Here is a 13,693-nt window from a genome sequence, read left to right as displayed (position 1 = left end):
CTACACCGTAGAAGGCGATCTTCGCCGCACCACATCGATGAACATCAAGCGTTTGATGGATCTCGCCTGCTACCGTGGCCTTCGCCACCGTAAGGGCCTTCCAGTCCGTGGCCAGCGTACGCATACCAATGCGCGCACCCGCAAGGGCAAGTCCAAGGCAATCGCGGGCAAGAAGAAGTAATCACGGGCCTTGGCCTGATTATTTTTTCTTCGCATTTTCGAATAGGATACACATTATATGGCACGCGAACCACAGCGCATTAAAAAGCGGGAGCGTAAAAATATTTCGGCAGGCGTCGCGCACGTCAATGCCAGCTTCAACAATACTATGATCACGATTACCGATGCCCAGGGCAACGCAATCAGCTGGTCTTCCGCAGGAACCATGGGTTTTAAAGGTAGTCGCAAGTCGACGCCTTACGCAGCTCAGGTGGCCGCAGAAGACGCCGGCAAGAAGGCTGCTGAACATGGTGTTCGGACGTTGGAAGTGGAAGTTAAGGGCCCGGGTTCGGGTCGCGAATCGGCGTTACGCGCTTTGCAGGCCGTTGGTTTCACCATCACCTCAATTCGCGACGTGACATCTATACCGCACAATGGCGTTCGTCCTTCCAAGCGTCGACGCGTCTAAGAATTCGTTTCAGGGGCGGCTGACCAGTCGTTCCTTCTTTTACCCGCGAGCCGGCACGGTGCACCAAATTGCCGGTTTTGCAAAACCCAAGGGGAAATCCATGTCCGTCAATATCAAGAACTGGCAGGAACTGAAAAAGCCCAACGCACTTGAACTGAAGTCAGGTAGCGATGCGAAGCGTAAGGCTACTTTTGTTGCTGAGCCGTTGGAGCGTGGCTTTGGCTTAACGCTTGGCAACGCGCTTCGTCGCGTTTTGCTCTCATCGTTGCAGGGCGCAGCGATCACTTCGATCAAGGTCGAAAACGTATTGCATGAATTTTCGTCGCTTGCTGGCGTGCGTGAAGATGTCACTGACATTGTTCTGAACATCAAGCAGGTCGCGTTGAAGATGGAGGGCGAAGGTCCAAAGCGTCTTCAACTTTCGGCAACCGGCCCAGGCGCCGTAACCGCAGGCGACATCGCCGTGTCGGGTGACATCCAAGTGATGAACCCTGATCTCATCATCTGCCATCTTGATGATGGTGCGACGTTGAACATGGAAATCACGGCTGACAGCGGTAAGGGCTATGTTCCCGCCGTCGCTAACCGTCCTGCGGATGCGCCAATCGGCCTGATCCCTGTCGATAGCCTGTATTCACCTGTACGGCAGGTTGCGTACAAGGTCGACAATGCCCGCATCGGTCAAGAATTAGACTATGATAAGCTTTCGCTGACCATTGAAACCGATGGCACTGTAACCCCCGAAGATGCCGTGGCATATGCTGCACGCATCCTTCAGGATCAGTTGCAAGTGTTCGTCCATTTCGAAGATTCGATGGCCGCATCTTCGCCGATGATCGGCATGGCTGCACCGTCGGCTTCTTCCGAAGAATCGGATGCAAACCAACTCAACCGGTATCTTCTCAAGAAGGTCGACGAATTGGAGCTGTCGGTTCGCAGCGCAAATTGCCTCAAGAACGACAACATCATTTACATTGGTGACCTCGTTCAAAAGAGCGAAGCCGAAATGTTGCGTACGCCTAATTTTGGCCGCAAGTCGCTGAACGAAATTAAGGAAGTATTGTCGTCCATGGGCCTGCGCCTTGGCATGGACATCCCCGGATGGCCGCCAGAAAATATCGAAGAAATGGCTAAGAAGCTCGAACAAGAGCTGCTCGGTTAAATATTTCTGGTCCCGAGCAGCGCTTGGGCCCAGCAAAAAGGGCAAAACGGCCGCCCTTAACCGGCCAGGATTGGGGTACCTGATACGGCCCCCCTACGAACGAAGGAATGAAATATGCGCCATAAAGTTGGCCACCGTAAGCTGCAGCGTACCACGTCGCACCGTACTGCGATGCTTCGCAACATGGCGGCTTCGCTCATCAAGCATGAGCAAATCAAGACAACTCTGCCAAAGGCAAAGGAATTGCGTCCCTATATCGAAAAGCTGATTACGCTTGCGAAAAAGGGTGGCCTGTCCAACCGTCGCCTCGCGATGAGCCGTTTGATGGATGATACGCAACTCGTGAAACTGTTTGACGAACTGGCGACGCGTTATGCCGACCGTAGCGGCGGTTACAGCCGTGTGATCAAGGCTGGTTTCCGTGGTTCGGATGCTGCGCCAATGGGCGTCATTGAACTCGTTGACCGCAATGTTGATGCCAAAGGCCAAGACAGCGGTCCAGTCGACGTCATCGACGACGGCGAGTAAACGCGTCTCGCATAACAAGCTTTGGAAGGGCGGCATCTGAAACGATGCCGCCCTTTTTATTTGGCTCAGGCTGTTGCGTTGCGACGATGACTTGCCCCTTGTTCAGCATCACATATTTGTATGACACAAGCCAAATCATTCGACGAAGCTCCAATATAAACTGTCGGGCGGCGCGCAATATGGTTGGCGTTATCTCGCTGACGCTTTACTCTCGATTCAAAGAATTGAGAGTTGAGGAAATGATTTTATGCGAAGTGCAATTTTGCTTGGAGCAGCCATCATGTTGACGCCAGTGTCGTCCATGGCCGGCGCCGAAGATGCTGCGAACACGAATGTCTCGGTCAAGCTGATCTATCCAAAAACCAAAACTGTAAATGTTGTCGACGAGCAATTTGGGGTGAAGGTTGAGGATCCCTATCGCTGGCTTGAGGATGACGTCCGTGTGAACCCTGAGGTTGCCGATTGGGTGAAGGCCCAAAACGCAGTTACGGACGCGTATCTTGAAACATTACCAGGCAAGAAAATTCTCGGCGAACGCATGAAGAAGCTGTTTGATTATGAACGCTTCGGCCTTCCCGAAAAAGCGGGCGGCTATTATTTCTTCACAAAAAATGACGGCCTGCAAAACCAATCGGTGCTCTATGTCCGTAAAGGGCTGAAGGGTGCAGATCGTGTTTTAATTGATCCGAACAGTTGGGCAAAGGACGGCGCAACTGCGCTTGATAGTTGGGTGCCTTCAAAGAACGGCACGTTGTTGGCGTATTCCATTCAGGACGGTGGGTCGGACTGGCGCACGCTTAAGGTGATTGACTCCGCTACCGGCAAAGTGTTGCCAGACGAAATCAAATGGGCGAAATTCACCAACATAAGCTGGGTGGGTAATGACGGATTTCTTTATTCGCGCTTTGCCGAGCCAAAAAAAGGTGCGGCATTCCAGCAACTGAATTACAATCAGACCGTATATTATCATAAAATCGGGACGCCACAGTCTGAAGACAAAGCGGTTTACGCAACGCCGGATAAGCCTGAATATGGATATAGTGCGCAGGTTACCCATGATGGCAAATGGGCAGTGATCACGACTTCGTCCGGCACGGATGAGAAATACGAATTGCATGTGATGCTGCTCGGCAAAAAACCAACCTGGAAGGCGCAGCCTTTGGTCACGGGCCTTGAGTATGACTGGGGGCTCATCGAAGGGATGGGTAACATCTTGTGGTTCACCACCAACAAGGATGCTCCAAAGCTGAAGGTTGTCACGGTCGACCTGGGAGCGAAGACGCCCGTGTTCGTGGACGTCATCCCAGAGCGTGAAGAGACGCTGTCTCGCACACAGATTGTCGGCAACCGACTTATTCTGTCCTATATCAAGGACGCCAAATCAATGGCGCTGATGACGGATCTTGCCGGCAAGCCCGTGCAGGAAATAAAGCTTAACGCTATTGGCACCGCCAGTGGTTTTTCCGGGACGCCGGGTGATCCGGAGACATTTTTCGGCTTTTCAAGCTTCAATCAACCGGGTGCTGTGTATCGTTTCAACAGCGACACCGGTGTTTCGACAGTTTTTGCCCAGCCAAAGTTGAGCTTTGACCCGCAAGATTATAGCGTGGCCCAAATATTTTACCCTTCGAAGGACGGTACAAAAATTCCGATGTTCGTGGTCCACAAAAAGGATCTCGATTTGTCCCAAGGCGCGCCGACTTTGTTGTATTCTTACGGCGGGTTCAACATTTCGCAGACGCCAACTTATTCACCAACGCGGATGGCTTGGCTTCAGTCGGGTGGCGTTTTTGCGCTCGCCAATATTCGCGGAGGCGGTGAATATGGGAAGCCATGGCATGACGCGGGACGCCTGATGAACAAGCAGAACGTCTTTGATGATTTCGCGGCCGCAGCGGAATATCTGATCGCGTCGGGCATTTCAGCTAAGGGAAAAATTGCAATTGAAGGTCGCTCCAACGGCGGTTTGCTCATCGGCGCGTCCTTGAACCAGCGCCCCGATTTGTTTGCGGCGGGACATGCTGCCGTGGGCGTGATGGATATGGTGCGCTTTGATAGGTTCACGGCGGGTCGTTACTGGGTCGATGATTATGGCTACCCAAGCAAAGAAGCCGATTTCAAAATGCAGATGACCTATTCACCCTATCACAACATTAAATCAGGTGTCGCATATCCGGCCGTTATTGTGTCGACTGCCGACACCGACGACCGCGTGGTTCCCGGACATAGCTTCAAATATATTTCCGCCCTTCAAGCGGCGGATACGGGCAGCAAACCAAAAATCATTCGCATTGAAAGCCGTGCTGGTCACGGTTCCGGTAAGCCGACGGACAAGGTTATTGAGGAATATTCATACATTTACGCGTTTCTTGCCAAATGGACCGGCTTGAAACTTGCCGAATAGTTGTTCATAAAAAGTGCAATTTACATGAACGGATGCTGACAAGTCAATTCAGCATTCGGTCAATTTGATGCGGCTAATTGTTCTCCACCGGCAGGAAATATCTGCGCCGAATAAGGAGACTGAAGATGAACATTTTAACCAAAAGCTTGCTTAGCGCTGGGGCTGCTGCCGCAGCTTTGGTAAGTGTCGCTGTGCCCGCTCAGGCAAGGGAACGATACGACCGTCATCGCGATAGCGTAAGTGCTGGCGAAGTTATTGCCGGCGCCGTTGTGATTGGCGGTTTGGCTGCTTTGTTGTCTGCCGGCAAAAACAACCGTAATAATGACGGCGACAATTATGAATATAATCGGCCGGGTTATAATTATGACGATCGCGGCGGAAATAGCCGCGCGGCTGTAAACAGGTGCATTAACACCGTTGAACGCTGGTCAAACGGGTATCGCCGCTCCGAGGTAACTCAAGTGCGGGACATACAGCGGACGCGTTTTGGTTATCGCGTCATTGGCAATCTCGTTGTTCAAGATAGTCAGCGGGACCGGGATTATAACGATGGCTATGGCGCAGATCGTTACAAGCAGGGCTACCGTAATAACCAATATGACCGTTATGATCGCAGCACTTATGGGCGCGGATATAACAAGGGTCGGTTCACCTGTACGGTCGAACGTGGCCGCGTCGTGGGCGTCGATTACAGTGGGTTGGACCAGTGGCGCTAAACCTTAAAAGATAGTGGGGCAGAGAGGCTCGGTTTGGGAAAGACCGAGCCTCTTGTCGTGTCAGAGGGCAGCGATCATTTGCAGTGATCGATTTCGCGGCCCAACAACGCACCACTTACCGCACCTAGGATTCCCCCAAGGCCCTGTCTCCGCGACCGGTAAGCGCCCCCCAACGGCAGCACTGAACGGAGGCGACTTGCTACCGCCTTAAAAACTAGCCACAGCCCGTCTATGGCAAACATCATGGCAGACAAATCGGAAACAGCGCGGCCAAATGGCTTGCCTTATGCTATCTCGGCTTATCTCATCTGGGGCTTTGTCCCGGTATATTTTAAACTGTTAAGCCATGTCCCGCCCATCGCAATAGTGGCGCAGCGGATTTTGTGGTCCATACCATTACTATTGGTAATCATGGGATTGCGTAAGCAGCTGAGCGAATATGCTGGCATTTTTCGACATCGGGCACATTTGCGAAACTTGTTCGCCTCCGCGACGCTGATTGCGATCAACTGGCTCATTTATATTTGGGCCGTGTCCACCGATCACATACTGGCCGCCAGCCTTGGTTATTATTTGAACCCGTTGGTGAATGTCCTTTTGGGCCGCCTATTTTTGGGAGAGCGTCTTCGTCCGCTACAGATGGCGGCGGTCGCCGTCGCCGCTATTGGCGTTGCTATCCTGATTGGTGATGCGCTTGATACTTTATGGGTGTTGGTTTCACTGGCCTTCAGCTTTGGCCTTTATGGCTTGATCCGAAAGGTTACGCCGGTCGGCTCTGTGCCGGGCCTTGCGATTGAAACGACCTTGCTTGCGCCTTTGGCGCTTGGCGCTGTGTTCTGGTATGCACAGGCAGGGACGGGTGGCTTTGGAGATGACCTGACGACGTCTGGCTTGTTGATCCTAGCAGGCGTTATAACAGCGGTTCCGCTGCTCATGTTTGCGACGGCGGCGCGGCGGATGAGTTATGCCAGCCTTGGTTTCGTGCAGTATATAGCGCCGTCGATTGCGTTTTTACTGGGCGTGTATGCTTATGGCGAGCCGCTGAGCACGACCAAACTTACTTGCTTTGTGCTCATATGGACCAGCATCGCTATTTTCTGCGCCGATGCGATCAAGACCTATCGTGCAGCCAAAGCCTAAGCCCTAAAACGCCAGCCTAGGGTCTCACCTGCGTGAAATGGCACGACTGATACACCTTCAAGCGCAAGCAGCTCTGGAACAGCCGTGTCGACGCGCTCCAACGTCACGCGGTCTTCATTGAGCGGCAGGCGATAAAAACGCGGGCCATTTTCTGACGCAAATGCTTCAAGTCGGTCCAGCGCGCCCTCTTCGTCAAACACTGCAGCATAGCTTTCCATGGCGAATGGTGCGTTGAAAATGCCGGCGCATCCACACGCGCTTTCCTTTGCGGCTTTGTCATGAGGCGCGCTGTCGGTGCCAAGGAAATATTTGGCGCTGCCTGATTTAGCTGCCTTGCGTAAGGCAAGCCGATGCACTTCGCGCTTGGCCACTGGTAAGCAATATGCATGCGGGCGAATGCCGCCTGCAAACATAGCATTGCGGTTGATGTGCAAATGTTGCGGCGTGATGGTGGCGGCAATGTTATCGCTCCCCGCATCAACAAATGCGACAGCGTCGGCGGTGGTGATATGTTCAAAGACTATCCGAAGTTCGGGCAGGTCGCGCACCAGTTTCGAAAGTGTCTGCTCTATAAACACCGCCTCACGGTCAAATATGTCAACATGCGAATCGGTCACCTCGCCATGGATGAGCAACGGCATGCCAACGCGCGCCATATGTTCAAGCGCAGGCATGATGTTTGCCACATTGGTGACGCCATGCGCGCTTCCGGTGGTTGCGTGCGCTGGGTATAATTTGGCGGCAGTAAACACGCCTTCGGCAAAACCGCGTGCCAGCTCGTGCCCATCTGTTGCATCGGTCAAATAGGCGGTGATGAGCGGCGTAAAGCTAATGCCTTGCGGAACGGCGGCTACGATCCGGTCGCGGTAGGCGGCGCCGGCCTCAACCGTGGTCACGGGCGGTGACAGGTTGGGCATCACTATTGCCCGCGCAAATTGGTTTGCGGTGTAAGGCACCACGCTGCGCATTACTGCACCGTCGCGCAAATGAACATGCCAGTCATCGGGCCGGCGGATGGTAAGAATCGTCTGGTCGGTCATGTCTTCCCTTTAAGCGTCCACCCCCCTATCTGTCACCTATGAGAAACACCCGTCTTTTTGATCGTCATATCATCCGCCTGTCACCGACGGAAGCTGGAGAGGACGTACGGCAATTTTTGCAGGGTTTGGTCACGCAGGATACAGCATCAGACATGCCCTCATGGGCGGGCCTTTTAAGTCCGCAAGGCAAGGCATTGTTTGATTTTCTTTTATGGGCCGATGCCGACGATGTGCTGATCGATTGTGAGAGCGCGCAAACAGATGCGCTTATTCGGCGGCTGTCGATGTACCGGCTGCGGCGGAAGATTGCGATTGCGGTGGACCCCGAAACCGCCGTGTATTGGAGTGCAGAAGGCAGCGGCGACCCGCGCCATGCTGAGTTGGGCGAACGATTTCTGGGAACGCCATCGGCGGATGATGTGGATGTGAGCGCTGCATACCGCGAACATCGTCTTGGGCTTGGCATCCCTGAGGGCTTGGCGGAGCTTGGAAGCGAGCAAACCTTATGGCTTGAGGCAAATGCAGCCGAGCTGAATGGCGTGTCCTTCACAAAGGGATGCTATGTCGGGCAGGAAAATACCGCGCGCATGAATTGGCGACAAAAAGTCAATCGGCGGCTGGTGGTGGTACCTTTGGAAAAAGCGGACATTAGCCGTCAACGCTGCGCCTATCCTGAACTTGGTCTGTCGGTTGAGTTACGCCGTGTAGAGGATATGACGGCGCTGGACCTGCCGGAATGGCAACGTGCTGCGATTGGTTAGTCTAGCAGTTCGAGCTTAACTTTTGCGGTACCGCTGCGGTGCATGCCAAGTTGTTTCGCGGCTGCGTAGGACACATCCATAATGCGTGATTTGCCCCAAGGGCCGCGATCATTGATGCGAACGATCACTTCTTGACCATTGGCCAAGTTGGTCACGGCTACAAGGCTACCGAATGACAAGGTTCGATGCGCTGCTGTCATTGCATTAGGATTAAAGGTTTCGCCACTGGCTGTTCGGTTGCCACTCAGCTCAGAACCATAATAGCTGGCGATGCCTGTACCAATCTCTACTCGGCGGTCGCCGGCTTGCGCCAATACTGGCAGAGCTAACAAAGCCATCACGAAAAAACTACGATTGCCCATATATCCCCCCCCGAGGAACACTGCATATTCTGTCTGTTACACCTGTCCAATGGTCAAGCGACGTGTTGCCCAATCTTTACGGCTGCCCGAAATCTTAAGGCAGATACCGTCCGAAATACCGTCGCTTAAACATCTAGATTGGCGACATTCAGGGCGTTTTCGACAATGAAATCGCGCCGCGGCTCCACAACCTCACCCATCAATTTGGTAAAAATATCGTCGGCAAGATCGGCTTGGTCAATCTCAACGCGCAATAGCGAGCGGTGATCGGGATCAAGTGTGGTTTCCCACAATTGCTCAGCGTTCATTTCGCCAAGACCTTTGTACCGGGAAATCGACAGTCCCTTGCGACCTGCCACCAAAATAGCATCAAGCAGTTCGGACGGACGGGTAATCGCACCCTTGTTGCCGACGCTAACTGCAGTCGTTGCACGCTTGGCCTGATCGCCAACGGCCTCGCCTGCCTCTTCATCGCTGTCCACTTCGTCGATAGCTTCGGCGGCGGACGCAGCAGTGACCTTAACCAGCCGCGCTGGCGTCTCGTAGCTTGCGGTCTCTTCGCTCGCCAGCTTGTGCAATTTGCGCGCTTCCGCTGACATCAGGAATGCGGCTTCGATGATATGATGATCGGTGACGCCGCGCCAGAGGCGTTTAAAATGATAGCCACCGTCTTCGGACAGGCGACCGGACCATTTACCTTCGACATCTTGTGCTGCCATCCATGCAGCCGCTTTGGCAACAGCAGCAGTCCTGTCTGTCGCTTCGGGATCAAGCGCGCCCGTTAACGCCATAGCTTCGACAATTGTGGGGTCATACCGACGTGGTACAAACGCCATAAGGCTGCGCATACGCCGCGCGTGGTCAACCAGCGCGCCCAGATCGGCTCCAGCACGCTGGCCACCAGCGCCTTCCAAAACAACACCGCCAAGGCCAAGCTCTGCCAAATGGTCGTCGAGTGCCTTGTCGTCCTTTACATATATTTCACTGCGGCCCTTTGCCACTTTGTACAATGGTGGCTGCGCAATGAAGAGATGTCCGTTTTCGATAATCTCGGGCATCTGCCGATAGAAAAAAGTCAGCAATAAGGTGCGGATATGGGAACCGTCGACGTCGGCGTCGGTCATAATCACAATCTTGTGGTAACGCAGCTTCTCGATGTTGAAATCTTCACGGCCAATGCCGGTGCCCATGGCTTGAATGAGCGTGCCGACTTCTTTTGAAGAGAGCATCCGGTCAAAGCGTGCGCGTTCGACGTTCAAGATTTTACCCTTAAGGGGCAAAATGGCTTGATAATGGCGGTCGCGGCCTTGCTTGGCTGATCCACCTGCAGAGTCACCCTCGACCAGGAACAGTTCGGACTTGGCCGGGTCTTTTTCTTGGCAGTCGGCGAGTTTGCCGGGCAGGGACGCAACGCTCATTACCGATTTGCGGCTGGCTTCACGTGCCTTGCGGGCGGCTTCGCGCGCGGCGGCGGCATCAATCACCTTTTGGATGACGGTGCGCGCATGGCCAGGATTTTCCTCAAGCCACTCGCTCATCCGGTCAGCCATCAAGCTTTCCAGCGGTTGGCGCACTTCGGATGAGACCAACTTGTCTTTGGTTTGCGACGAGAATTTTGGATCAGGTAGCTTGACCGACACGATGGCGGTTAGGCCTTCGCGCATGTCGTCACCGGTCAAAGTGACCTTCTCTTTTTTCAACACGCCTGATTTTTCGGCATAATTGTTGAGGGTGCGGGTCAGCGCGGAGCGAAATGCCGCCAAATGGGTACCGCCGTCACGCTGCGGTATGTTGTTTGTGAAGCACAACACGTTTTCGTAATAGCTGTCGTTCCATTCGAGCGCGACGTCAATGGCGATGCCATCGCGCTGCGACCTAATCGTAATAGGCTCTGACAGTAAAGCCACCTTGTTGCGATCAAGATATTGCACGAACGCGCCGATGCCACCGACATAATACAGATCATGTTCTTTGACATCGGAATGCCGGTTGTCGCGCAGCAATATGCGGACGCCGGAGTTCAGGAATGCCAATTCGCGATACCGATGCTCAAGCTTGTCGAAGTCAAATTCGAGTACGTTTTTGAACGTGTTGGTCGACGCCATGAAGGTCACGCGCGTTCCCTTTTTGGGCTTGCCATCGACCACAGGCGCATCATCCCGAACCACCAGAGGGCCCACGGCATCGCCATGCTCAAAACGCATCCAATGCTCTTTGCCCTCACGCCAGATGGTCAGTTCCAGATATTCGGACAGCGCATTGACCACCGAAACGCCGACGCCGTGCAAGCCGCCGGACACCTTATAGGCGTTGTCGTCCGATGTGTTCTCAAACTTGCCGCCTGCGTGCAACTGAGTCATGATGACTTCTGCCGCCGAAACGCCTTCTTCCTTGTGCATGCCCGTCGGAATACCGCGGCCATTATCTTCTACAGAAACCGAACCATCGGGGTTCAGTTCAATGAGCACCAGATCGCAATGTCCGGCCAATGCCTCATCGATAGCGTTATCAGAGACCTCAAACACCATATGATGAAGGCCGCTGCCGTCGTCCGTATCGCCGATATACATCCCGGGCCGTTTACGAACCGCGTCGAGACCCTTCAGAACCTTAATACTGTCGGCACCATATTCGTTCTGGTTGGGGTTTTCTGCACTGTCTGCAGTGGGGTTATATTGCGGGTTTTCCGGTGTTTCTTCAGTCATACCTTGACCATAGGCCGGAACCCTGAAAACCCCAAGGGAAAGCGCCTGAAAATCAGCTTTTTTCCACAATCTTTTGTGGGCAGGGAAAGGTCCCTTTGGCGGTCGAGAACTGCGGGAGAAAATTAGACAATGAAACTTTTGAATATCACGCTAAATCATCAGATAGGCCAGTGAAGGAGCGACGCGAGTTTATATGCAGATCGAGACTGAACTGGAAAAATCCTTTGGTGATTTCGGCGCGCTAATCGGCGCTTGGGGAGGAGAAAAGGCTACTGAGCCTGCGCTTGCCGACAGCCGAACCCAACTGACTTGGCGTGAAGTTGCGCAGTTGACGGCGCGCATTGGCGCACAGCTTCAGCGGGATGATCTCCAGCCGGGGCAAGCCGTTGCGATATTGGGGACCAGCAATATTCAATATGCATTGGTATATCTCGCGGCAATTCGGGCTGGAGGCTGCGCTGCGCCCTTGACCACATCAGCGGCGCCAGCACAGCTGGCGGCGATGCTTAAGGACTCCGGCGCGATGCATTTGTTCGTGGATGCGACTAAGTTGGCTGACCTCAAAGGCGTCGCCTTGGGCGATATCAAAATCATTATGCTTGATCATGCCGTTGGTGATCATTTGACGCTTAACGATTGGATGGCTGAGGAGGGTACTGCGTTCGCGGCGGTGACGCCTGCCGCGACCGACCCTTTCAACATTATCTATTCCAGCGGAACTACAGGCACGCCAAAGGGCATTATCCATTCGCACGGCATGCGTTGGCACCAGATGGCGGGTGGGTTCAAATCAATCTACAGCCACGATACCCGGTCATTGGTGTCTACGCCCTTATATTCGAATACAACGCTTGCTGTGTTCCTGCCGACAATTTGCCATGGCGGTTTTGCGCGGATTATGGAGAAGTTTGATGCCTTGGCCTATCTTGGCCATGCGCAGACGGATAAGACCACGCACACCATGCTCGTGCCTGTGCAATATCAAAGGCTTTTGGCGCATGCCGATTTCGGCAATTATGATTTAAGCAGCTTCATAGTAAAATTCTGCACCAGCGCGCCCTTTTCCGTGGAGTTGAAGGCAGATGTGCTGAAGCGTTGGCCAGGCGGGCTTGTCGAAATTTACGGTATGACTGAGGGCGGCGTAGTCTGCATGTTGCAGGCCCATCACCACCCGCACAAGCTGCACACCGTTGGACAGCCAGTTACGGGCCATGAACTCATTGTATTGGATGAAGACGACAACCGCCTGCCAGCCGGCTCTAAGGGCGTTTTGACAGGCCGTTCGCCTACCATGATGTCCGGTTACAAAAATCAGCCAGAAAAGACCCGCGAGATGGAGTGGCGCGACGCAGATGGCAATGTCTGGTTGAAGACCGGCGATATCGGAATAGTCGACGAAGATGGCTTCGTTTCTATTGTCGGCCGCGCAAAGGATATGATCATTTCCGGCGGGTTTAACATCTACCCCAAGGACCTTGAAGAATTGTTGGAGCAGCAACCCGAGGTGACCGAAGCCGCTGTCGTTGGCATGCCATCAGAAGCATGGGGTGAAACACCTGTTGGGTTTGTGCGATTGCGCAATGAATCGTCCTCGCCTGACGTCATCCTTGAGCGCGTTAATGGACAGTTGGGCAAAACGCAGCGTATTTCGGTGCTGTATTCCATAGACGAAATGCCACGCAGCCATATTGGCAAATTACTAAAGACAGACCTGCGGGCCCTAGCGGCGGAGAAACGCATTGGACGGCAAATTCGGACCTGATCTTGCATCCGTTATCTCCGTTTTGCAAACGGCGCTGGCGCCGGCATTTCTATTGGTTGCTGTAGGCAGCCTGCTTAACGTGCTCACTGGCAGATTGGCCCGGATTGTGGATCGTTCACGCGATCTGCAGCGCCAATATGCCGACACTGACGGCCCTGCGCATGAACGCGTAGTGCGCGAATTGCGGATCACCAAAAAGCGCATGCGCGTGGTTGGATCTTCTATATTGCTCGCAGTTCTGTCGGCGATTTCGGTCTGTGCAGAGATTGCTGTGCTGTTTTTGATGGGGCTAACCCAATTTTCTGCCGCGTGGGTGGCCGTTGCCGTCTTCATGCTCGCGCTGGCGCTTTTGTCGGCTTGTTTGGTTCAGTTCGTCCGCGAAATACGGCTTGCGACATATGCCATTTATGTGCCGGAGGAATATCTTGAGTTACCACTCGCTCCTAAACCCGCCGACCGAAAGCGGCGTAAGTCCGTTTGACGAT

General features: G+C 53.7%; 13 protein-coding genes. 10 read left to right on the top strand and 3 right to left on the bottom strand.

The genetic code is table 11. The annotated features are described in order from the left end of the window. The 7 genes from rpsM to rarD all read left to right on the top strand — a co-directional run. Window positions 1-181 (top strand): 30S ribosomal protein S13 (gene rpsM, locus QE270_RS08055; RefSeq protein ID WP_300037774.1); only part of this gene is annotated, 181 nt, incomplete at its 5' end. A 57-nt stretch (window positions 182-238) separates the two neighbouring features. Then, complete coding sequence (gene rpsK, locus QE270_RS08050) at window positions 239-628, top strand: 30S ribosomal protein S11 (RefSeq protein WP_125229604.1); 390 nt, start codon at window positions 239-241, stop codon at window positions 626-628. 100 nt (window positions 629-728) lie between these two features. Further along, window positions 729-1,790 (top strand): DNA-directed RNA polymerase subunit alpha, encoded by a 1,062-nt coding sequence (locus tag QE270_RS08045; protein ID WP_300037770.1) that lies wholly within the window; start codon window positions 729-731, stop codon window positions 1,788-1,790. Between the two features lie 114 nt (window positions 1,791-1,904). Further along, window positions 1,905-2,318: a 50S ribosomal protein L17 gene (gene rplQ / locus QE270_RS08040; RefSeq protein ID WP_300037767.1), complete on the top strand. Its 414-nt coding sequence runs from the start codon at window positions 1,905-1,907 to the stop codon at window positions 2,316-2,318. Window positions 2,319-2,565: 247 nt separating this feature from the next. Next, on the top strand, window positions 2,566-4,722 hold the full coding sequence (locus tag QE270_RS08035) for a prolyl oligopeptidase family serine peptidase (protein WP_300037764.1): 2,157 nt from the start codon (window positions 2,566-2,568) through the stop codon (window positions 4,720-4,722). A 125-nt stretch (window positions 4,723-4,847) separates the two neighbouring features. After that, window positions 4,848-5,438, top strand: a complete 591-nt coding sequence (locus tag QE270_RS08030) for a hypothetical protein (RefSeq protein ID WP_300037761.1) — start codon at window positions 4,848-4,850, stop codon at window positions 5,436-5,438. 243 nt (window positions 5,439-5,681) lie between these two features. Then, entirely contained in the window at window positions 5,682-6,578 is an 897-nt protein-coding gene (gene rarD / locus QE270_RS08025) for an EamA family transporter RarD (protein WP_300037759.1), read from the top strand. On the opposite strand, the gene pyrC is transcribed toward rarD, so the two are convergent. Further along, window positions 6,575-7,618, bottom strand: a complete 1,044-nt coding sequence (gene pyrC, locus QE270_RS08020; RefSeq protein ID WP_300037756.1) for a dihydroorotase — start codon at window positions 7,616-7,618, stop codon at window positions 6,575-6,577. The genes rarD and pyrC overlap by 4 nt on opposite strands. Window positions 7,619-7,656: 38 nt before the next feature. Here pyrC and QE270_RS08015 point away from each other — a divergent pair, with 38 nt between their 5' ends. Beyond that, entirely contained in the window at window positions 7,657-8,379 is a 723-nt protein-coding gene (locus QE270_RS08015; RefSeq protein WP_300037754.1) for a folate-binding protein, read from the top strand. Here QE270_RS08015 and QE270_RS08010 read toward each other — a convergent pair. Both QE270_RS08010 and gyrB read right to left on the bottom strand, forming a co-directional pair. Continuing rightward, on the bottom strand, window positions 8,376-8,741 hold the full coding sequence (locus tag QE270_RS08010) for a septal ring lytic transglycosylase RlpA family protein (RefSeq protein ID WP_300037751.1): 366 nt from the start codon (window positions 8,739-8,741) through the stop codon (window positions 8,376-8,378). The two genes, QE270_RS08015 and QE270_RS08010, sit on opposite strands and share 4 nt — an antisense overlap. A gap of 125 nt (window positions 8,742-8,866) precedes the next feature. Continuing rightward, on the bottom strand, window positions 8,867-11,446 hold the full coding sequence (gyrB, locus tag QE270_RS08005; protein WP_300037749.1) for a DNA topoisomerase (ATP-hydrolyzing) subunit B: 2,580 nt from the start codon (window positions 11,444-11,446) through the stop codon (window positions 8,867-8,869). 193 nt (window positions 11,447-11,639) lie between these two features. Here gyrB and QE270_RS08000 point away from each other — a divergent pair, with 193 nt between their 5' ends. Beyond that, complete coding sequence (locus QE270_RS08000) at window positions 11,640-13,208, top strand: class I adenylate-forming enzyme family protein (RefSeq protein ID WP_300037746.1); 1,569 nt, start codon at window positions 11,640-11,642, stop codon at window positions 13,206-13,208. After that, window positions 13,186-13,689 carry a DUF2721 domain-containing protein gene (locus QE270_RS07995; RefSeq protein WP_300037743.1) on the top strand — a complete coding sequence of 168 codons (504 nt, stop codon included), beginning with the start codon at window positions 13,186-13,188 and terminating at the stop codon, window positions 13,687-13,689. The genes QE270_RS08000 and QE270_RS07995 overlap by 23 nt, the downstream gene beginning before the upstream one ends. Window positions 13,690-13,693: the final 4 nt, after the last annotated feature.

It is taken from the genome of Sphingorhabdus sp. (assembly GCF_029865925.1).
Taxonomy (GTDB): Bacteria; Pseudomonadota; Alphaproteobacteria; order Sphingomonadales; family Sphingomonadaceae; genus Sphingorhabdus_B.
This window is presented reverse-complemented; position numbering and strand designations above follow the sequence as displayed.

Coding starts and splice junctions, on each gene's coding strand:
- rplQ (WP_300037767.1), top strand. CDS start 1,905: ATGCGCCATAAAGTTGGCCACCGTAAGCTGCAGCGTACCACGTCGCAC.
- QE270_RS08045 (WP_300037770.1), top strand. CDS start 729: ATGTCCGTCAATATCAAGAACTGGCAGGAACTGAAAAAGCCCAACGCA.
- QE270_RS08000 (WP_300037746.1), top strand. CDS start 11,640: ATGCAGATCGAGACTGAACTGGAAAAATCCTTTGGTGATTTCGGCGCG.
- rpsK (WP_125229604.1), top strand. CDS start 239: ATGGCACGCGAACCACAGCGCATTAAAAAGCGGGAGCGTAAAAATATT.
- QE270_RS08030 (WP_300037761.1), top strand. CDS start 4,848: ATGAACATTTTAACCAAAAGCTTGCTTAGCGCTGGGGCTGCTGCCGCA.
- rarD (WP_300037759.1), top strand. CDS start 5,682: ATGGCAGACAAATCGGAAACAGCGCGGCCAAATGGCTTGCCTTATGCT.
- gyrB (WP_300037749.1), bottom strand. CDS start 11,446: ATGACTGAAGAAACACCGGAAAACCCGCAATATAACCCCACTGCAGAC.
- QE270_RS08035 (WP_300037764.1), top strand. CDS start 2,566: ATGCGAAGTGCAATTTTGCTTGGAGCAGCCATCATGTTGACGCCAGTG.
- pyrC (WP_300037756.1), bottom strand. CDS start 7,618: ATGACCGACCAGACGATTCTTACCATCCGCCGGCCCGATGACTGGCAT.
- QE270_RS08010 (WP_300037751.1), bottom strand. CDS start 8,741: ATGGGCAATCGTAGTTTTTTCGTGATGGCTTTGTTAGCTCTGCCAGTA.
- QE270_RS08015 (WP_300037754.1), top strand. CDS start 7,657: ATGAGAAACACCCGTCTTTTTGATCGTCATATCATCCGCCTGTCACCG.